The 19,921-nt window shown below is 66.2% G+C and carries 14 protein-coding genes; 8 read left to right on the forward strand and 6 right to left on the reverse strand.

All coding sequences use genetic code 11. The features are described from left to right. Window positions 1-160: 160 nt before the first annotated feature. Window positions 161-3,436 (forward strand): type I restriction-modification system subunit M, encoded by a 3,276-nt coding sequence (locus ACWDEN_RS35930; protein WP_351604866.1) that lies wholly within the window; start codon window positions 161-163, stop codon window positions 3,434-3,436. A gap of 103 nt (window positions 3,437-3,539) precedes the next feature. Here the strand turns inward: ACWDEN_RS35930 and ACWDEN_RS35935 are convergent, their stop codons facing one another. The 3 genes from ACWDEN_RS35935 to ACWDEN_RS35945 all read right to left on the reverse strand — a co-directional run bounded on the left by ACWDEN_RS35935 (window position 3,540) and on the right by ACWDEN_RS35945 (window position 10,866). After that, the gene (locus ACWDEN_RS35935) at window positions 3,540-6,011 is read right to left on the reverse strand and encodes an RNaseH domain-containing protein (RefSeq protein ID WP_450862116.1); all 2,472 of its coding nucleotides are present in this window, start codon (window positions 6,009-6,011) and stop codon (window positions 3,540-3,542) included. A 281-nt stretch (window positions 6,012-6,292) separates the two neighbouring features. Then, window positions 6,293-9,676 (reverse strand): hypothetical protein, encoded by a 3,384-nt coding sequence (locus ACWDEN_RS35940; RefSeq protein WP_351604860.1) that lies wholly within the window; start codon window positions 9,674-9,676, stop codon window positions 6,293-6,295. Next, window positions 9,673-10,866, reverse strand: a complete 1,194-nt coding sequence (locus ACWDEN_RS35945; protein WP_351604857.1) for a restriction endonuclease-related protein — start codon at window positions 10,864-10,866, stop codon at window positions 9,673-9,675. The genes ACWDEN_RS35940 and ACWDEN_RS35945 overlap by 4 nt, the downstream gene beginning before the upstream one ends. Before the next feature lie 990 nt (window positions 10,867-11,856). Here ACWDEN_RS35945 and ACWDEN_RS35950 point away from each other — a divergent pair. Continuing rightward, on the forward strand, window positions 11,857-12,261 hold the full coding sequence (locus ACWDEN_RS35950) for an Arm DNA-binding domain-containing protein (protein ID WP_351604854.1): 405 nt from the start codon (window positions 11,857-11,859) through the stop codon (window positions 12,259-12,261). On the opposite strand, the gene ACWDEN_RS35955 is transcribed toward ACWDEN_RS35950, so the two are convergent. Next, a protein-coding gene (locus tag ACWDEN_RS35955) for an IS5 family transposase (protein WP_450862119.1) occupies window positions 12,161-12,978 on the reverse strand; the annotation gives its coding sequence in 2 pieces (ribosomal slippage) (window positions 12,161-12,636 and window positions 12,636-12,978; 819 coding nt in all). The genes ACWDEN_RS35950 and ACWDEN_RS35955 overlap by 101 nt on opposite strands. Window positions 12,979-13,023: 45 nt before the next feature. Next, a complete protein-coding gene (locus ACWDEN_RS35960) occupies window positions 13,024-13,608 on the reverse strand; it encodes a DinB family protein (protein WP_351604850.1) in 585 nt (194 codons plus the stop codon). 5 nt (window positions 13,609-13,613) lie between these two features. Here ACWDEN_RS35960 and ACWDEN_RS35965 point away from each other — a divergent pair, with 5 nt between their 5' ends. Next, complete coding sequence (locus tag ACWDEN_RS35965) at window positions 13,614-13,742, forward strand: hypothetical protein (protein WP_351604847.1); 129 nt, start codon at window positions 13,614-13,616, stop codon at window positions 13,740-13,742. After that, a complete protein-coding gene (locus tag ACWDEN_RS35970) occupies window positions 13,739-14,581 on the forward strand; it encodes a site-specific integrase (RefSeq protein WP_351604845.1) in 843 nt (280 codons plus the stop codon). Before ACWDEN_RS35965 ends, ACWDEN_RS35970 begins: the two co-directional genes overlap by 4 nt. A 1,026-nt stretch (window positions 14,582-15,607) precedes the next feature. Here ACWDEN_RS35970 and ACWDEN_RS35975 read toward each other — a convergent pair. Further along, a complete protein-coding gene (locus ACWDEN_RS35975) occupies window positions 15,608-16,660 on the reverse strand; it encodes a fatty acid desaturase family protein (protein WP_351214724.1) in 1,053 nt (350 codons plus the stop codon). A 248-nt stretch (window positions 16,661-16,908) separates the two neighbouring features. Here ACWDEN_RS35975 and ACWDEN_RS35980 point away from each other — a divergent pair, with 248 nt between their 5' ends. From ACWDEN_RS35980 to ACWDEN_RS35995, 4 genes are all read left to right on the forward strand, one after another. Next, the gene (locus tag ACWDEN_RS35980; RefSeq protein ID WP_450862122.1) at window positions 16,909-17,886 is read left to right on the forward strand and encodes a magnesium transporter CorA family protein; all 978 of its coding nucleotides are present in this window, start codon (window positions 16,909-16,911) and stop codon (window positions 17,884-17,886) included. Window positions 17,887-18,076: 190 nt separating this feature from the next. After that, window positions 18,077-18,625: a DUF5994 family protein gene (locus ACWDEN_RS35985; RefSeq protein ID WP_063785065.1), complete on the forward strand. Its 549-nt coding sequence runs from the start codon at window positions 18,077-18,079 to the stop codon at window positions 18,623-18,625. A gap of 248 nt (window positions 18,626-18,873) precedes the next feature. After that, window positions 18,874-19,146, forward strand: coding sequence for a hypothetical protein (locus ACWDEN_RS35990; protein ID WP_450862178.1), 273 nt, complete (start codon window positions 18,874-18,876; stop codon window positions 19,144-19,146). A 284-nt stretch (window positions 19,147-19,430) separates the two neighbouring features. Continuing rightward, window positions 19,431-19,916, forward strand: a complete 486-nt coding sequence (locus ACWDEN_RS35995; protein ID WP_450862125.1) for a DUF5994 family protein — start codon at window positions 19,431-19,433, stop codon at window positions 19,914-19,916. The last annotated feature ends 5 nt before the right edge of the window (window positions 19,917-19,921 follow it).

The following is a 19,921-nucleotide window of genomic DNA, read 5'->3' on the forward strand; positions in this document are numbered from 1 at the left end:
CAGGTCGAGCCCATGTGGCGCCGACTGCCGCCGGGGGAGCGGCAATGACCGATTGGCAGGAGTGGGCCGTTGCAGTGATGCCCTCTGCGTAAGATCCAACTGGCTGTGTGAAGATCGGCCTTGAGCGCAGGAGGGGCCGGGTGGCCGGAGGGGGAATGCCATGAGCGATTCAGGGACCCAACTTTCCAGGCATATCTGGTCGCTCACGGATCTTCTTCGCGGGGACTTCAAGACATCAGAGTATGGCGGCGTTGTGTTGCCGTTCACCGTGCTGCGGCGCTTGGATTGCCTGCTCGAACCCACTCGCCAGGAGGTGCTGGACACCTCGGCCAAATTGGCCGATAAGGGTGCATATTCGGACTCATTCCGGGACGTTGCGCTGCGCCGCGCCTCTGGCCATCCCTTCTTCAACACCAGTCGCTACGCCTTGAATGCTGTCGTCGCCGACCCGAGCAACTTGGTGGCGTTGCTGCGCGAGTACGTGCGCGGTTACTCCGAGAACGTCAGGGACGTGTTCCAGCGCTTCGAGTTCGACCGCACCGTCGAACGGCTGCACCACGCTGGGCTGCTGTACGCCGTCGTCAGCCGGTTCCTTTCCATGGACCTGGGGGCACCCCTCTCTGCCGGCGACATGGGGTTTGTGTTCGAGGACCTCGTACGGCGCTCTGTCGACCAGGCAGGAGGGGCTGGCGCCGATGAGCACGTCACCCCCCGTGACGTCGGCCGGCTGATGTCTGCACTGCTGCTGCAGCCCGATCAGCATGAGCTCACGCTTTCCGGCGTGCTCCGCACGGTCCACGACCCGGCCTGCGGGACGGGCGGACTGCTCGAGGAGGTTGCCGAGCGCATCGAGACCGCCAACCCCTCGGCGCACGTGTCCCTGTACGGCCAGGAGATCAACGCCGAGACCTGGGCTGTCGCTGGCTCCAACATGCTGATGAGCGGACGCGATCCGGGACAGATCCTGTTCGGGAACGTCCTGCGGGAGGACCTCTTCAGGGACCAGCGCTTCGACTACCTGTTGGCGCACCCTCCGTTCGGCCTCAGCTGGAAGCACGCTGAGCAACAGGTCCGCGCCGAGCATGAGCTGGGCAATGCAGGACGGTTCGGTGCGGGACTGCCGCGTGTCAGCGACGGATCGCTGCTCTTCCTTCAGCACATGCTGGCGAAGATGAAGCCGGTGGACGCTTCCGGTGATGGTGGCAGTCGTGTCGTGGTCCTCTTCAGTGGCTCTCCCATGCAGGGGGGAGCCACTGGCCTGGGTGAGTCCGACGTCCGGCGATGGATTGTCGAGAATGACTGGCTCGAGGGCATCGTCGCCTTGCCTGACCAACTCTTCTACAACACCGGGGTCAGTACGTACCTATGGGTCCTGAGTAATCGCAAGAAGTTGGCGCACAGGGGCAGGGTGGCCCTGGTCAAGGCGCAGGACCACTGGCAGAAGACGCGGCAGCCATCGGGCAGCAAGCGGAAGTACCTCGGCCCCGATCAACTTAACAAGATCGTCCGGCTCTACGAAGAGGCGCTGTCGGCTCCGGTCGGCGGGTCTCCCCGCGACCAGGTGAGTGTCGTGCGGAACGAGGACCTGCTGTACCGGCAGATTGTCATCGAGCGCCCGCTGCGCTTGCGCTTCGAGCTCACCACCGACGGCTTGCAGCAGCTCTCCTCCCTGCGGCTGATCCAACGAGGGGACCAGCCCGAGAAGCTGGTTGGCGCGCTGCGTGGGCTCGTCGGAACGTCTTGGACCACCAGCTCAGACGCCTTCTCGGCACTACGGCACGCGGTCGCGACCGTCGGCCACACCTGGCCGCGAGGTGCCGCCTTCGAAAGGAGCGTCCGAAACGCGATCGGGGTGCGCGATGACCAAGGAGAAGTGCAGCATCGCCGGGGTGTGACGGAACCTGATCCGGAGTTGCGTGACCTGGTCGTCGTGCCGTTGCGGGACGATCCTGATGAATACTTCCGCAAAGAGGTGCTGCCCCACGCTCCAGATGCCTGGCTCGACCATGCGAAGACCCGGCTCGGGTGCGCTATCCGGACTTCGCTCTTCTACGTCGCGGAGCTTGACGGGGAGTTCGGGCCGCTGCGTGCCTTCGCACAGCTGGAGACAGAGCGTGTCAAGCTGCGACGTCCGCGACGCGGCGAGGTAGAGCCCATCCCGCCCAAGCACCTCACGGCCTCCTACCTGCACAGTGTCGACTCGGTCTTGGAACTGCCAGATGCGGAACTGGATGACTCCGAACTGACACCATGCACGGGCGGCGACTTGGTCGGGCGCTCTGGTAACTGGCGCCTTCTGCCTTCAGGGTTCGGTGACGCAGTCACTCGGCTGTTCGTGCTGCACCCCACCCCGGGGAGCGGCCGTGGACTATGCGAATGGCTAAACTCCCGCAAGAGCAACGCGGCTTACCCGCAAGCCCGAGAGCTGCTCGACACGCCCGTACCAGTGGAGTTGGTCGCAGCCCCGGAGGTCGAGGATCTGCTGACAGAGGTGCAGGAGGGCCGTCATGCGCTGCGAATGGCGACGGACGGCATCCTGCCGAACGTCTTCGCCGGCCCCGAGACACGCGTTGCGGAGATCCGTCAGTCCATCCGGTTCATCGCCCGCGAAGCGCGCCTCGCGGGACAATTGGTGCGCCCTTTCGATGACCCCGTGTGGCGTGCGGAGGCGAGCTATCCATTTCACGTAGCCGCTCTCGCGCGGCGTTACCGCGTGAGCACTCACCCGGCCGAGAGGAAGGACGGACTGCTCAAGCTTGGTGAAGGAACGGCACGCACTCTGGGCGTCCTTGCATTGCATGAACTCATTGCGCACCACGGGAGCTTCACCAGCTCTCTACGTAAAACTTTCGGTCAAGGGGCGACCTTTGGCACCTGGACCACGCTCATTAAGAGATTCATGGATGAGGTCCCAACGCCTCAGCTGCCGGAACTTGTCGCGCTCCGCGAACACGGCGTCACGCTATCACTTCTGAAGGACATCAAGGATCTCCGTAATAATTCTCACCACGCTCACGGAGTACGCAGGAGTCACGAACTCGACGAGGACGTCGAAAAGCTCGAACCGTATGTGGTCTCGGCGCTCAACTCAGTCAACTGGCTGTCGAGCACCGACTGGTTTTGGGTGGAGCGCTGTGAATACCTCGATGATTCCTCCTTCCAGGCTGTGGGCCTGAGGCTACGAGGGAGCCACCCGAGCTGGGAGCCGTTTAGCCGGCCGATCAACCACCCCCTGCGGCCGGACAGGATATATGTCGACGGCACCCCGCCAGGCGTTCCGATCGATCTATGGCCATTGGCCATGGTCAGCCTGTGCTCGGATTGCCGCACGCGGGAACTGTTCCTGCTCAATAAGATTTCAAATGGCACGGCAGTTCTGCGCAGCCTGGAGGAGCACGAGTTGACAATGCCGTACACAACCCAGGACCAGAACTGAGCTGGTAAATGCGTCGAGTTTGAGGCGTGTTCGCTGAACTAGGCGTGCTGAAGGCGTACTTGCTGCTGGGAGGAGAGTTTCGGCCGCACGCGAAACTCGCTGTTCACAGGTGGTCGCCGGTTGCATTGCTTTCTGGAGTCTGTAGCTCCGTCTCCTCGCAGCTGCGTCGCCAGTAGGGGTGGTCTTTGTCGATCTGCCTTGCCAGACGAAGAGGTGTGGGCTCGGTCTGTCGACCATCCCAACTGACGCCCTGGTTGGTGAGTACGACCCCGACTTTGCCGATGAGATCTGCATCGGCTGTCTCTGCCGCGACGATGACGGTGAGGCGTACTGCGGTGTGGGCGTATCCGTTCTTTCCTTGCCGTGCCTTCGCCTGCAGGTCTAGCCGGGTGTATTCACCTCCGAAACGGCCGCCGGGCCCAGCGGCATATGTGCGCGGGACGCTGATGAGGAGGAAGTCGGGCAGGTAAGTTGCACCGTCGTCCGAGGCAAGCTGGAACGGACTGTTGGTGGTGCTGGTGCGACGCCATTGACCGTCCTTGCCGTAGAGGTAGGCGCCGGTGGGGCGGCCGATGCGTTCCAGGTCGGTGATCGTGCGCACCACTGCCATGGGGCGCTGGGCCCGCGGAAGGCCGTGCCCGGGCAGCCACGAGGCTGGTCGTGGAAGGTCGCTGGGGGGCTGCTGACCGATGTTCTCATCTCGAAGGCCGGCCCAGATGTACTCGGAGGTGTCGCCGTTGACGTAGATCACCATGGGTCCAGGCAGAGGCAGTTGAGTTCGGGCTGCCAGCAGAGCGGTCTCGGTGATCTGTGCCGCGGCGGATGCTTGGTGGCTCTCGTCGCCGACGGTTTCGAAGCTGGCGACGTCGAGTCCGAGTTCAGTGGCGTGCACGGCCAGGCGGGTGTGGAGGTAGGGGGCCCATTGGGAAGTGACAGGTGAGTAGGCCCACATGGTCCATGGTTCGCTGGTGCCGCCGGTGGGGCGGATGGCGGTGAGCGTGATGGTGATGGGGGCGGGCTTGGTGTTGCGCTGGCCGTACCGGCGTGGCTGGTTGTGGCGTCGTACGTGGATACCGATGTGCCACCAAGGGCGCAGCGGCAGCGGGCCGAAGGCAGCGCCGAGGCGGTGGTCGGCGAGGCCGAGGCCGCGGAGCATGTCGCGCAGCGAGTTCTCGGTTGAGTTGGCGAGGCCCGACTCCCGTGCCGCGGTGGCCTTCTCGATGTACTTGGGGGAGCAGGGCTCGCCGTTCTTCTTGTGCGTGGGGACGGGGGCAGGGGCCTGCTTGATGTACTGCGATGTGATGCCCATGCGGGCCAGCGCGGCTTTCGAAGGCCACTTGCCGTCTTCGGCCTCAGCCTGTTCCTTCTCCTCCGGGGTGGCGAACTTGCGGTCGGGGTCCCATTGGGTCTCGCACAGGGCCGCGATCGTCAGTCCTGGCGTGAGATGCGGAGCCAGGAGGGCCTCGAGCTGCTGCTGGCGGTGTGCTGAGGATGCGGGGCCGTGCGTGAGCGCCCCGGCCTTGTCCTCCAGAAACAGCAGGTGCACACGGCCCGGGATCACTTCGGTCACGACGGTGTTGTCCGGTGCGACGAAGTCAACATCGAGGTTCCACTGCCGGGCGATCTCGCGCTGGAGGCGGGCACGAACCTCATCCGTGTGCCACAGCACCACGACCAGGACCGTGTCGAGCTGGGCAGCGTCCATGGCGGCGGGCAGGTCTTTGGGAAGGATCGGGCCGCTGATACGGATGCCGGTCTTGCCCGGTGGCACGGAGAGGTCCGGCACCTCGACATACAGCGGGCTGCGGGATCGGTAGCGCTCACAGTGTTCGTCGATGTGCTCCTCGATCCGGCGGAACATCTCCATCCCGTGGCCGCGCCCGAGGCCGGGTGTGACGACGCTCTTGGGGGCGACGGCCCGCACCGCGCCCAGCTCGGCATCGGGCGCGATGGCCTGTTCGTCCAGCGTCTCGGGGAAGGGCGGGACGCGTCGGCTCAGCCGGGATAGGCCGGCGAGCCGTCGGCTGGCGGCGACAGCGGGCACGTTCAAGCGGCGCTGCCACGCAAGGCCGTCGGTGTGAGCGGCAACCGCGAGCGGCTGCTCGGGGTTGGAGAGCAGGACTGTGGCGACGCCGTACCACCGGTTGGCCAGCAGCGTGGCGACTGCATTGATGGTGACTGCGTGGCGCGAAGAGTGTCCTGTGGCTGCCGTGCCGATCTTGATGCGGGGCAGGAGGCGGCGGATTCTTCCCTGGGAATCGGGGGCACTGGGCAGCTCGTGGCCGATGGCAGCGAGTGTTCCGTCAGTGCACAGCGTGAAGCGGACCGGATCCTTGGCGCCGAGCTTCCAGTCGATGCGGGCCAGGTCCTGGGCCAGGCGCCAGCGGGCGAGTTCGCCGGGCCACCAGCTCAGGGTGCGTCGTCCGGCTACTGGGCGTGGGAGGTCGGGGTAGGGCAGCGGCAGTGCTTGGGCGACCAGCTCGGCCAACTGCTGAGCGAGCTGCCTGCCGTGCCCGTCGGGGAAGATCGCCTCGCCCCAGTACAGGAAGACGTCATAACGGTCCTCGGCCGTCATCTCTGCACCGGTGATCAGCTGTGCCTGCCCGTCGCTGACATCCCAGCGTGCCCAGTCACCGAGAACGGCCCGCAGGATGGCCTCCAGGGAGCGGTACGGGGGCTGCACGTCCTTCCTCTTGTCGCCGAAGCGCTCCTTGTAGGCGCTGCACAGGTCGCACCAGATCCCAAAGGCTGTGGGGCCGGGACGGTAGGCATAGACAGTGCCCAGGACGTTGGCGTCGGTGCGGTATTGCAGGAGGCCGGCGCGCTTGCGGGTCTCGTCGCCGGGGGGACATGGGCTCATGCGGCAACTCCGAAGTGGTCGGGGTATCCGTTCCGCAGGCCGGCGCGCAGATGGGGGGCCTGGGCGTAGTCGAGGAACTCCTCGGCGGTGTACCCGTAGGTGCGGCCGGTGCCGGCTAGTTCCGTGGCGGTGTAGCTTGTGTACAGGTCGCGCACCAGGGTGGGCAGGTCGCTGCCCCAGGTGGTGTCATGGAAGGCACCGTCGATGAAGTGCAGTTCGACGTGGGTCTGGCCCCGTCTGCCCCGCCCGGCCAGTTGGATGCACTGCCCCAGCAGGGTGGCGATCAGCTCACTGCGTAGATCGTCGGGCAGGGCGGTGAACCGCTTGGGGGCCGCGAGGATGGCCCACAGACGCTGCCGGGCCGTCTTGCGGATCGCGGCGAGGCGGGCTGCAGGAGAGCCTGTACGGGGTGTGGAACGCCAAGCGCAGGACGCGATGCTGGCGGCCAGGACGGGCGGTTCGTCCACGGGCATGACCGGGCGAATGGCGAGTCCGATCAGGGTGATCGCCGACTCCCGCTTGCCCGATGGCGCCGTGGTCAGGATGTTCAGGCCTCGTTCGGTGCGCGGCAGCGGTGAGATGAGGACCTCCCCTCCGCGTTCGGCGAGCTGCGAGAACTGGTCGCGGGTGACAAGGCTGACCGCGTCGGGCACCGGCGGCAGGTCGGGGTTCTCCTTGTCGGGGGTGGCTACGCAGATCTTCAGCTTGCAGCCCAAGGCCAGCGCGGCTTCGTACAAGGCGGCGGCGAACCAGCGCGCCTGTGGATAGGAGTTGACGGCGATCAGAGCCCGGGCACGATGTGCGGTGGCCGGGTCGGCGGCCAAGCGGGCTAGGTCTGCGATCAGGGCAGCCGCGTATCCGCTGGCCAGAGCGGCGACGCGTTGGGCGCGTTCACGGTAGGGAGTACTGCCCACCGCCAGGGTGCGCTGGTCGACGACGGGGGTGCTGCGGAAGATGGTGAGGCCGCCCTGCTGCGCGTCGGGCATCGTCCACTGCGGCTCGGCCAGCAGGTGCGTCCGGGCTGCCCGGGGCAGATATCCGGTTGCTGACATGCCCAGGATGACCCTGCGGTGGCCGGCGAGGGCCAGCGACACGATGTCGCCAAGATAGGCGGTCTCGGTGTGCGGATCGCCGCGCAACACTTCCATGAGTAGGCAGGGCTTTGCCGTGGGGTCGTCCAGGCCCTCGAATCGGAAGCCGCTGATCTGCTGTCCCAGTGGTCCGAAGGGAACGATGTTGCCGGTGTCGCGGTGCCCGACCGCATCGGCCAGCGTGGAGGCGGCGTCGATGCCGTGACCAGCCAGTTCACCGGCCCGGTCGGCGAGATCGAACACAGTGTGGTTCAACGCGCTCAGCCATGCCTTCATCATCACCGCGTGGAAGACTCCAGCGGCGAGGACCGGGGCAGGCAGCTCTTGGCGCTTTTCGCTGCGGCTCTTCTGCTCGGGAGGCGGTGATGCTTCGTGGATCTGCTGACCCGTGTCCCTCTTCTTGCCTTCGCGGTGCTTGGCGAGCTTGGTGACGGCCTTCTCCACGACCTCGCGCAGCAACTCCTTGGTTTCGTCGAGCTCCCACTGACCGCCTTTGTCGATACTGAGCATCCGCTCCAGCACGTTGGGGATCTGCCGCAGATGGTCGGGCAGCACATCAGCGGAAACGCGGTCTTCCGGACGGGCAGCGACAGGTGGCAGAAGGGCCTGCAGCTGGTCCATCTGCGCGATGGAGGCGCTGTCATCGACCTCTACGCCGATGAGATCTTCGAGGAGTTCGCGGTCCCAATGATGCGGCTGATACCAGCGCCGGCGGTCGCGGAGCACCTGCCGCATCCGTCGCGGGTCCTGCCCCGAGGCCAACGCGTGCGCCTGATATGTCTCCGTGCACACCTCGCCACTGCTGGCCAGGTCCAAGAGCTGCTCGGAGAGGAAGACGGCCCGAGTCAGCGGTCCCCGCGCCTCCAGTCGCAGCCGTTCAGGGGCACGGTGCAGGTTGTCACGGATCTTTCGCATCATGGTGTTCGGTTCGCTGACCGACGCCAGCACCAAGCTCTGCGACGATTCGAAGCCACGGGACTGGTAGGCGTCGACCTCATCAATGATTACCAAGTGGGAGAGACGCAGCAGCGTCTCGCGCACGCTCACCTGACGACGCAGTTCGCCGTCCACGATGACGGGGATCTTCACCATGCCGCGCTGGAAACAGGCATGCGTCGTCACGATGATCTGGGCCGAGCAGGCAGCCCGGATATGGGAGAACTTGTCACACCGGTTCACGAACGGGCACAAGGCCGCGCCTTGGGGACCGTCGGGGTCCGTATGACGCAGGCTGCTGCACGGCTCCCGCCCGTCACCGAAGGCGTCGCGCCCCTCCAACTGCGCCCTAACCGCGCAGCCATAGCCCGACTCGGCCAGGCGTTCCATGAGGTCGGCCGGCATCTGGGAGAGGGCAGTGTGCTCGTCGACTGCCTTGTGCGCGGTCTGGAGTGTGAACTCGTGGCGACTTCCCGGCGCGATCAAGGGCGTCACCGCCACATCGAGGCTCAAGGCGGCCAGCTCCCGCCGCAGCGTGGCCACCTCGCCGAAGACATCAGCGTTGTCGCTGACCAGCAGGGTGACTGTGTAGCCGTCCCGGGCCAGCTGCTTGGCCTGGGCGCGGGCGAACACATTCTTTCCCACACCCGTCGGTGCGCTCAGATGACGCATCAGCCCGGGGTCCATCAGCACCGCGGACTGCGGAAGTTTCCCTCCCCCCATCGTGCCGCTCAGCAGGAGCCCCACCTGTCGCTCCCGGAACGGATCGCCACCCATTCCGACGTCGGTCTTGCGCGTGAGCCAGCTCAGTACATTCGGGTTGATGGGGATCGGGCCGGTCGCGTCGACCGTGGTGATGACGGGCGGGTTGTAGGGCATGGCGGTGGTCTCGAAGGCCAGCTGCAGCGGACCGCGGGAGCTGGTGGCGACCCAGCCGCCACCGCTGGCCACGCGGATCTGGACCTCCCGGTCCGTGGGCACGAGCAGCCGGTCCGCCGACTCCAGCGGATCCTGGCCGTGGCGCGGGTACACCTCCACCATGCGCCAGCCATCCCGGGCCCCTGCGGCGTAGCGGTGGAAGACGGGATCTTCCCACTGCTGGTCGAAGCACTTGCGCACACGGCGTTGTACCGACGTCAGATCCGCCTCGCCGCGAGACCTCTGAGCGACTAGCCTCCCGATGCGCTGCTGCTCGGGGTACGTCAGTGAGTCCCATTCGGGCCACACATGCGCCAACTGCCCTGACATCAGGACGTGGGCATCCTCCAGCCGGACGACTGCACGGCCTTCGTCATCCTTTGCCGGAAAGTAGTGCTCGGCCAGCGCGAGAGCCGCCGCAAGAGTTCGGCTCATGCCGCGCGAACCTCCGCGATGAGATCCAGATCCGTGATCACCCTCGCGCCGAACGGGCCCAGTACCCGGTACAGCACAGCGGTGTATCCGCGCAGGTGCTCGGGGATGACGACGATCAGACCCGAGCAGCCCTCCGGATCCGCGCGCATCTGCTCCGCGATGCCCTGGGGGTCAGCCCAGGTCTTGACATCGACGCGCCAGGTGAGGCCGCTCTTCGTGATGTGGAGGTCGTAGCTGTCGCCGAACGGCCACAGGCGAACATCTGCGCCTGCCCCGTCAGCGAGCGCCTCCAGGTCAATCTCCAGCAACCCGGGAATCGTGATCCACTGCCACAGCCCGTACGACAGAGCGACCCACCCTTCGACAGGGCGGAGTTCGGGGATCTCCCGGATCTCACCCAGTGGCTTGAGCCGCCAATGTCCGTCGTCCGACTCCATCTTGAAGCGCGCACCCCGTTGGCGATGGCGCTCGTCCTCACAGGCCAACTCCGCGTCGTGGCGGCCTCGTGGCGTTGCCCGCATGGTCCACTTGCACAGCGGACAGGGCGCCCACTGGCCAGCGAACTGCCGGACGGGGGAAATACCCGTATACACGCCCAGGTCCGTGAGAAGGGCATAGCGAGACAGGGCACGCCGTCCAAGGACGGGCTCGTTCACCAAGGTCCTGCGGCCTTCGGTGTAGGCGGCGAACCCGGCCTGCTGCAAAGTACGAAATACGGCGTGCTGCACAGCCTCGGCCGCGATACGAGACAGCCGCGCCCCCGATGGCAGTTTCCCCAGGGCTCGCAGCACACTGTGAAGGTGCCGCAGATCAGCCGAGAGCCCAGGCACCTCGTGGGCCTGAGCTGACGCTTCCATAATCAGACGCGTCAGGGCGGCCGTGGCAGTGCCGTCATCCTCCAGCAGACGCACGTCCCAGATCTCTGACCACGAACCAGGACCCGGCAGCAACGTGCCAATAGGTGCTGACTGCAGCTGGTTCAGGAAGGCAGGGAACGAAGCTGCTTTCCCGAATGTACCCCACGACCGCGTATAGCGGCCGTGACACTCTATCAGGAGACGCGCACGACCTCGCGCACCCCCCTCGGGGGTGCACAACGTCATTGCTGCGATGACGCACGCATCAAGAGCGTCGCGCTGGCATTGGTCCAGCTCATCGATCTCGGCGGGCGTTGCTTCGAGGGCAAGCATCTGTGAACGGTCCTCGATATCGTGCGCGCGGCTGTGTCATGGATCCCCGCCTAGATGACGGGTCGCCCCTTTGCTGCGCTTCTATCAGGTTTGTGCCCTTGTGCATAAGAAGCGGGGCCTCGGCAGCAATAATCTCCCCAAGGCTCGAGAGAGCGAAGAGACCGCCGTTCTGCCGTCCGGGTGGGACCAGCTGACGGGCGTCTCACATGCGGCGTCGGCAGGGCATTCGCCCACGGCAGACGAGAAAGAGCCCAAAGGGACTGGAACCTCCGCCGGGACCATGTCAACGTACAACGTCCCGGAAAGCACAAGGTCAGCGAAGGGATGAGGGGTTCTGGGGCAGTCGGCTTACGGCTGGCCGCTTCGGCAGCCCGCGCCCCTCGGCCTCGCGGCCGAGCTCTGTCCCAAGGAGGCCCTTCTGTCGAAACTTGCTCTGCGATCTGCCCGCTTCACTGCCCCTGCCCTCTTGGCGCTCGGCGCCATGAATGCGTGGACGGCCAAAAGACGGAGGACTATGCGTCGCTGTCCACGGCACTGTGCCTCTGCATCTGCACGGACGGCCTGTGCGGCGAAGATCTGCTGCAGCGCGGCTATCACCGGGACCGCGAGGTCCTCGCGCACGTCGCGGGGCAACCCAGGAGCGGCGACCCGTCAGATAGCCCGAGCCGTCGGTGCCTCCGAGCGCGTCGCCCGTAACCTCGACGGCCTTACCGCCGACGGACTCCTAACGCTCGTCACTGACGGCGCCAACCCTACGCACAGGTCCTGCCGACTGGCTTCCTGGCCAGGGCAGGATCCCGCCGCCGGAGTACAGGACGATACATAGCAGACGATCCCCGGTTACCGAAACCGGGGATCGTCCGGACCATTGGTGCTGTTCGTCTTCGGCTGTGCTTGGCGGTGGAGCCGTAGCGGACGGTGTAGCCCATTCGCCTAGACCCTTATTGGCGGAGGCGGCCCAGTGTAGATGTTCCCGCGCATTCGGGGAGAGTGAGAATTCTGTCCGATCCCATCAAGAAACTTCCTCCCAACTCCAAGGGGAAGGTCAGATACCGGTTTGTTGTCGACGTCGGGGTCGACCCTGAAACCGGGAAGCGTAAGCAGTTGAGGCGCACCTTCGATTCGTTGAAGGAAGCGAAGGCTGAGTACGCGAACATAACTAACCGGCGGAACGAGGGCTCGTTCGTGCCGCCCAACGAGATCACTGTGAACGAGTGGCTTGATCGATGGCTGGCCATGAAAGCCGATGACCTCGAAGAGACCACCATCTACAACTACACGATTAGAGGGTGTCTCACGTGGCAAGTTTCGCGAGCTTCTTGTAGCAGGTCAGGGCGGCGGCCAGGCCGAGGAAGGCGAGGAAGTGCGAGCCCTTTCGTTCATATCGGACGGTGAGGCGGCGGTAGCCGAAGAGCCAGGCGATCGACCGTTCGATCTTCCAGCGGTGCCGACCGAGGCGTTCGCCGGACTCGATGCCGGGCCGCGCGATGCGCGCGACGAGCCCGCGCTCGCGCAGCCAGGCCAGGTGTTCGGCGGAGAAGTACGCCTTGTCCGCGCGGAGTTTGACGGGTCGGCGCCGCCGTGGTCCCCGGCGGGACCGGACGGCGGGTATGCCGCGGATGAGCGGCTTGAGGGCGAGGCTGTCGTGCATGTTCGCGCCGGACACGGCGACGGCGAGCGGGATGCCCTGGGCATCGGACAGCACGTGCAGCTTGCTGCCCTTCTTGCCGCGATCGACCGGGTTCGGGCCGGTGAGCGATCCCCCCTTTTGGCGCGAACGGAGGCCGCGTCGACGATCGCCGAGGTCCAGTCCACCTCGCCGCGGGCCCCGAGTTCGTCCAGCACCGCCCGGTGCAGCCGACGCCACAGGCCGGCCGCGGTCCATACCGTGAAGCGGCGATGCGCGGTGGCGGGCGACGTGCCGAACGTCGGCGGCAGATGCCGCCAGGCACAGCCGCTGGTCAGCGCGTACACCACTGCGGTGAACACGGCCCGCTCGTCACACGGAGCGGTCCCACCACCTTGCGGACGAGCAGCGAACGACGGTAGCAACGGGGCGGCCAGTTCCCAGAGTTCATCAGGAACCAGACGCTTCGAGAGATCAGCACCCACGACTGGCATCGTGCCGCACGAACATCAAGTCACGTGAGACAACCTCTACGCCTTGATTGGTGCGGCCGACCTGGCGGCCTGCTCGATCTTCGCGCAGTAGGCTGCACGGGCTTCCTGGTCGATCTGCTTCTCGTGTTCGGGGCGCATCCCGGTCCGGCCGTCGAGGCCCTCGCGCAGGATGTCGGCGTGCCCGGCATGCCGGTTGGACTCGCCGAGGACATGGACCATGATGGCGAACAGGTTCGTGTCGGCATAAGGCTCCGGCCACCACGGCACGTGGCCGGGGGCGTCGAGGGGAAGCTCGTTGATCGTCGCGTCCGAGTGTTCCCATGTGCGCCGGTAGAACCCGATGATCTGATCGCGGGTCTCGTCCTCGGTCGCCCACAGATCGCTGCCGTTGGAGTCCTGCCACCGGGGCAGCGGTTCCGGGGAATGGCGGTCGAAAACCTCGCCGAAGTACTTGGCCTCGACGGTGGCCACGTGTTTGACCAGGCCGAGGAGGTTGGTCCCGGTCGCGGTCAAAGGCCGGCGGGCGTCGTATTCGGACAAGCCGTCGAGTTTCCAGAGCAGCGCCTTGCGGTCCCGCCGCAGTCTCCCGTGCAGGTTGTCCTTCGCGAATTCATCGATCATGCGGCATGAGCCTGCCATGGGCTGCTCGTGGCCTCAAGATCCCGTACGTGGTTCGCAACGACTGGCAGAGCCGAGGCCGGGCCATGGCCGCCGCCCTGGCCTGCTACAAGAAGCTCGCGAAACTTGCCACGTGAGACAGCCTCTTACCCTGGATCGAGTTCGGGGGAGACTTGGCAAGATCCTCCTGCAGGATCTTACTGAAGAGCATGTGGAGGAATGGAGGGACTGGGCGCTGGCGCATGGTCGTGTGCGTGGCAAGAGGGCAGGTACGCCACTCGGTGTCACGAGTGTGGATATGAGCCTCGCTCGACTGAAGGAAGCTCTGGGGAGAGCTGTTACGCGGCGGTTGGTATACGTCAATGTCGCTGAACACGTCACCATCCCCCGCAGGGCACGCAAAGAGGAGCGGAAGAATAAGGAGGAGGTGCAGCCCTGGAACGTCCAGGAGGTTCAGAAGTTCATCCATGGCATCAGGGGAGAACGCCTCTACGCCGCGCTTCTGCTTTCTCTGATGGGGCTCCGCCCAGCTGAAGTCTGCGGCCTTCGCTGGGAAGATGTTGACTTGGAAAACGCAACGATCGTCATTGCCAACACGCGCACGATGATGGGCAACCGCTACGTGGTGGAGAAGGACACCAAGTCTCTTGCGGGCGAGCGGGATTTGCCGCTGCCGACTCCGGTGCTAGCCGCCCTCAAGACGTTCAGGGCTCTCCAGGCCGAGGAGAAACTCGCTCTGGGAGAGGGGTACGTGGTGTCCGGATATGTGCTGGTGCACGAGACCGGAGAAGCTTTCACGCTCAAGCAACTTCGTCGGCGTGCGTACCGGCTTATGGAGCTTCTCGGCCTCCGTCGCGTCAGGCTCTACGACGCCCGCTCGTCGTGCTTCACCTTCCTAGCCAACAACGGCGTGCCGGACCACATCCTCGCGCGATGGGCCGGGCATACGAACGTAAAGACGACCAAGAGGTGGTAGGTCAAGCCGGATGTAGAGGACCTCCGCGGAGCCGCCACCACATGGGACGGCCTGCACGGGGGTGCGGCGGAGGGGCAAGCGTGAGCCACGCGTTCCACCAGCCGAGCGACTTGCCGAGCCGTATGGCCGGCGGACTCGGAATGCGGCTGCCGGTTGTGGACCGAAAGCCGTGACCGGGAGGGCCCATCCGGCTACGGCCAAGTCTCCTACCAGGAACGCGCCCGGAGGGTCCGCTGTCGACGCGGTCATGAGTACACGCCGGAGAACCACATACCTAGACGCTCAAGGGTTCCGGCAGTGTCCGGACATGCCGACGCGAGAGGGCTAAGGTCCGCTAGGTTCACCCCGGCGATGTGACATCTCGTGACAGATGAGAGGGTCTGACGCGTGAGTGAGACACCGTCGAACACCCTGCAATACCGCTTTGACGGGCCAGAAGAGGCTCCCGTCCTGATCTTGGGTCCCTCACTGGGTACCACATGGCACAGGTCGTAACGATCGTCCATGGGTGTCCAGCCGCTCCGGGGCGCGCACAAGATTGCAGGTCAGGTCCCTATGGTTCGCGGGTGTCCGCTCAGTTCGTGACAGCGGTGTGAGAGAGGGCGAAGCAGTGAAGCCCATCCGGGAACCATCCCCCGACGGGGCTTCTGCTCGGAGCCCTGAGACGAAGCCCCGCCGGAGCGCTCCGGCGGGGCTTCGCCGTGATCTCGACTGTGCTTGCGCGCATGACCGCGTTCGGCTCCGCACACAGTGCGCGCTCCTGCGATGCTCGCGGGACGCTGGATTTGCGATTGCGCCCATCTGGGAGGGGAGCCGTAAGACGACGCAGCCGCGCCGGGAAGCCGACGGGGCTGTTCCAGCCGCTGGGTCTCACCGGATCACTTCAGCCGGGCACCGGGACAAGGCGCTGGAGTACGGCAAGGGCGTCTGGATGCGTTACAGCTGCGGACTCATGCAAGCGGTTCGACGGGATTGCCTCCTGGTTCAGACAGGGCGGCGAGATCATCTACCGCCGGCGCCGGTGCGTCATGCTCGGGCGCTGCTGATACGGGCTCGCCGCAGTGGCGCTCCTGCTCGGTGGAGGCTGGCGAGTGCTTGCCGGTAGGAGGCGATCAGTCCGGTTTCCCGATAGTCGACTCCCAAGTCCTGGCAGTAGCGGCGGACGATGGGCCGGGCCCTGCGCAGGTGCGGGCTGGGCATGCTGGGGAACAGGTGGTGTTCGATCTGGTGGTTCAGGCCGCCCAGGGCGAGGTCGGTGAACCAACTGCCGCGTACGTTGCGTGCGGTGAGGACCTGGCGGCGCAGGAAGTCGGGGCGGTCCTTGCCGGTCAGGATCGGCATGCCCTTGTGGTTGGGGGCGAACAGACAACCGAGGTACAGGCCGAACAGGCACTGGTGGACGGCCAGGAACGCGATCGCCATGCCGGGCGGGAGGACGATGAACACTGCGGTCAGGTAGGCGGCGGTGTGCCCGTAGAGCAGCGTGCCGTCCAGGGCGCGGTTCTTCAGGGCGCGATTGCCCAGTGCTCGCGCGCTGGAGACATGAAGGTTGACCCCTTCGAGCAGGAGCAGGGGAAAGAAGAGGAACGCCTGCCGACGGCCGATGATCCTCGGCAGTCCGGTCGCGGCGCGGGCCTGGTCCTGGGACCACACCAGCAGGTCCGGGGCGATGTCGGGGTCGAGGTCCTCGTGGTTGGGGTTGGCGTGGTGGCGGGTGTGTTTGTCCTGCCACCATCCGTAGCCCATCCCGATCGCGGCCCCGGCGATGCGGCCGGCCGTTTCGCTGGGCCGGCGCCGGCGGAAGACCTGGCGGTGCGTGACGTCGTGGGCGAGCAGAGCCACCTGCCCGAACATCACGGCGAGGAACGCGGCGAGCGCCAGGGTCCACCACCCCGCGCCGATGACGACGAACGCGCTCCAGCCCCCGGCGTAGGCGACGGCCACGACGATGGACCGGACGGTGTAGTAGCCGGGGCGCCGGTTCATCAGGCCGGCCTCGGCGATCTTCTTCGACAGGCGGGCGAAATCACTGCCACCTGCGGGGGGAGGCGGGCGACGGCGCGGGGTATGCGTGGTCATGGTCTCGGAGTGTCCTTCCCGGCTGACGGGCCGCATCCGGTCGTGCGGTGTACGCCGGATGCGATGCGGCGGCCGGGTACCCACATCCCTGCCTTCGGACCGGCACCCGATGCTCGTCGGTCGGAGCTCCGGATGTCGCGGGCTTTGACGTAAGGCCCCCACGGAGGGTGGCTGCTGTCGATGAACCTGCCGCGCTGGCAATCGGGGCGAAGCGGCATGACAGGGGTATAAGACACTAGCCTCGGGCCATGGTGACGCGTACCCGGCTGTATCACGACGGCACTCTGGTCCTGGAGGGCTTTCCCGCCAGTGACGTCTCTGCGCATCTCGCTGATCCGGCGTCGGTCCTGTGGCTGGACCTGCACCGGCCCGGAGCCGCTGAACTCACCATGCTCGGTCAGGAGTTCGGCATCCACGAACTGGCTCTGGAGGATGCCGCTCACCATGGACAGCGGCCGAAACTCGACCGCTATCGCACCCACGAGTTCCTCAGCGCCTACGCCGTGACCGTCAGCCCGGACGGTGCGCAACTGACGTACAGCGAGATCGCCGTATTCCTCACCAGCCAGGCCATGATCACCGTCCGCAAGGACGACGGCCTCGACATCGAGGACGTTGTCGCCCGCTGGGACGAGAGCCCGGACCTGGCCGGCCACGGCGTCGGATTCCTGCTGCACGGTCTGCTCGACCATCTCGTGGACGGACACTTCGCCGCGGTCCAGCAGTTGGACGACAGCGTCGAGGAGCTGGGGGGTCTGCTCTTCGCGGCCGGGCGCCGTGAGATCGAAGCCGTGCAGCGCCGGGTTTTCGCACTGCGTAAGTCGCTCGTCCAGCTGCGCCGCGTCGTGCTCCCGATGCGTGAGGTGGTCAACACCCTCATGCGCCCCGGCCTGCACCTGATCAACGACCCTCTCGCCCCGTACTACCAGGACGTCTACGACCACGTGCTGCGTGCCACCGAGTGGACGGAATCACTGCGGGACCTGGTGGCCTCGGTCATGGAGACGAACCTCTCGGTCCAGGCCAACAGCATGAACCTGATCATGAAGAAGGTGACGAGCTGGGCCGCGATCATCGCCGTACCCACCGCGATCACCGGCTACTACGGCCAGAATCTTCCCTACCCCGGTTTCGGCCGGCAGTCCGGATTCATCACATCGGCAGCCGTCATCGTGGTCCTGTCCGCAGTGCTGTATCTGACGTTCAAGCGCAAGGACTGGCTCTGACCGGCCCAGTGCCGGGCGCGGGTGACCAGGCCGAAGGCAGGAAATACCTGGTCACCCCAGGCTTCTCGGGCCGGTGAGCGGAGTAGTGTGAAAGCACCGGGAGTTCTTCGCGTACCGGCTCCGCTGCGGGTGCCGTTTCCGGTGATCGACAACGCCGGGCCGCTCACGAGCCCGGGGGCAGGTTCGCACCATGTCCGTGACCATCGACCGTACGACATGGGGCAAGCGCGCGCCGTCGCTGCCGGCTCGCCTGTCCCTGACACCCGCGCCGGGCGGGCTGGACGGCACGTGGTGGCCTCGCTCCCGTGCCCTGACCCGTGAGCTGCCACCCTTGACAGCCGCCCTGGGCGATCTCTGGGGTCGCATCACGGGTATCGCGGTGAACCCGGCCCACTGGCCCGTCATCCCGTGTCGGGTGTCCATCGCCGGGCGTACAGTGCACGTGGGCTGGTCCACCGAGGAGCAGGATCCGCACAGACTGACCTTCTTCTCCGCCAATGGCCGCCGGGACGTCCTGGTGATTCCGCCGGAAACCGGTGCGGAGGCAGCCGCGCAGCTCATGGCGGGCGACGGCATCGAGGCCCCGGCACTGGAGGAAGCAGCAGACAGGATCGACGCCCGGATCAGGGAAGAAGCGTGGGAGACCGACGGCGGAGCCGGTCGGGCCGTCGTGCCTGCCCCGGCATATCGGATCGGCAGGCCCTTCGCCCGCCGTTCGACGGAGATGAGAGAACCATGACGGTCATCGCCGCGGCCGCGCTGCTCCTTCTGATCGCCGTCGGAGTCGTTCTGATCCACCGGCTCAACGGCCAGCACGCCGAACGGATCGCTGCCTTCCACTACAGCGATGTTCTGCCGGGGATCGGGCGTCGGCCCCGGAGACACCGTCGGTCGGTGGACGCGACCGTTCCGACGCGCCCCACCGCGACGGCGACCGCGGATGACATCGGCTTCGGCCCGACCGTGGGCAGTAGAGGAAGGCGCGTCATGGCGATGTTGCGGGACCGGAAGACGTACCGCGAGAGGATCATGCAGGCTCTGTACCAGGCCGCCGAGGGCAATCGCCTCCTGGGTGTCGATGGGGCGAAGCTCCGCACGGACCTGGGTATCCCTGAGCAGGACATGGCCGCTGCCTGTATGTACCTGGCAGGTGAAGGCTGGGTCGTCGTGGACTGGGGGAGGGGCAACACGCCCGCGATGATCACGCTGACGCACCAGGGGATCCGGCAGATGGAGACGGAAGAGGAAGGGCGTGGCTGAGCCGCCGCGTCGGCTTCTCGGACCGAAGTGAACCCTCGCAAGGATTGCTTATGCCGGATCAATCCCTTTGACGTAACCTGGAAGGCGGGTCGGCGCACGCTCACGTGCAATGACCCGGAAGGGCGGCTCCGGCGGGTATACGCCGGAGCCGTTGCCTGTTTCCGTAACCGCGCCCTGCGGCGAAGCGCTCGCGGGAGCGTCGTGCGGAGTACCGTGAGGTAGCAGGGTCGTATCGTGGCAGCACGCCCTGCGGTCGCACTGCTCTCTGCGGACGGGCGGACACCATGGCCGACTCAGACACCCCCGACCTTTCCAGGCTCCTGCCGGACGCCGTCCACCGGTCGGTGCACCCCGGGACGGCCCTGCTGCGGCTGGAGACGACACACGCACGCGAGGGAATCCTGGACGGCGCATGGTGGCCGCGGTCCCGGGACATCGGTGCGGAGCTGCCCTCGCTGATCTCCGCGTTGACCGAGCACCTCGGACCTGTCACCCGGGTCGGTCTGGACGGCAGCGCCTGGGACGAACTGCCGACCCGGGTGATGGTCGACGACCGGGTCGTGCACATCGACTCCTTCCCGGTCGGTGACGACACCGTCCTCATCACCCGAGGCGAAGGGGACCTTTTCTCTCTGTTGCTGGTCCCTCCGGACACGTCGCCCGATGCGGCACGCGCCGCGATGGCCAGGGCCGTACGGGCCGACAACGTCACCGAGGCCAGGCAGATCCTCATCGATACGGGCAGCGACACGCCACCTGCGCCGGCCTGACACGT

The sequence above is a fragment of the Streptomyces sp. NPDC001153 genome, assembly GCF_053598315.1.

What these genes read in the sequence shown, in the direction of transcription:
- ACWDEN_RS35930 (WP_351604866.1), top strand. Translation starts at nt 161, where the DNA reads ATGAGCGATTCAGGGACCCAACTTTCCAGGCATATCTGGTCGCTCACG.
- ACWDEN_RS35935 (WP_450862116.1), bottom strand. Translation starts at nt 6,011, where the DNA reads ATGACGGCCGAGGACCGTTATGACGTCTTCCTGTACTGGGGCGAGGCG.
- ACWDEN_RS35940 (WP_351604860.1), bottom strand. Translation starts at nt 9,676, where the DNA reads ATGAGCCGAACTCTTGCGGCGGCTCTCGCGCTGGCCGAGCACTACTTT.
- ACWDEN_RS35945 (WP_351604857.1), bottom strand. Translation starts at nt 10,866, where the DNA reads ATGCTTGCCCTCGAAGCAACGCCCGCCGAGATCGATGAGCTGGACCAA.
- ACWDEN_RS35960 (WP_351604850.1), bottom strand. Translation starts at nt 13,608, where the DNA reads ATGATCGATGAATTCGCGAAGGACAACCTGCACGGGAGACTGCGGCGG.
- ACWDEN_RS35965 (WP_351604847.1), top strand. Translation starts at nt 13,614, where the DNA reads ATGAGCCTGCCATGGGCTGCTCGTGGCCTCAAGATCCCGTACGTGGTT.
- ACWDEN_RS35975 (WP_351214724.1), bottom strand. Translation starts at nt 16,660, where the DNA reads ATGACCACGCATACCCCGCGCCGTCGCCCGCCTCCCCCCGCAGGTGGC.
- ACWDEN_RS35980 (WP_450862122.1), top strand. Translation starts at nt 16,909, where the DNA reads ATGGTGACGCGTACCCGGCTGTATCACGACGGCACTCTGGTCCTGGAG.
- ACWDEN_RS35985 (WP_063785065.1), top strand. Translation starts at nt 18,077, where the DNA reads ATGTCCGTGACCATCGACCGTACGACATGGGGCAAGCGCGCGCCGTCG.
- ACWDEN_RS35990 (WP_450862178.1), top strand. Translation starts at nt 18,874, where the DNA reads ATGGCGATGTTGCGGGACCGGAAGACGTACCGCGAGAGGATCATGCAG.
- ACWDEN_RS35995 (WP_450862125.1), top strand. Translation starts at nt 19,431, where the DNA reads ATGGCCGACTCAGACACCCCCGACCTTTCCAGGCTCCTGCCGGACGCC.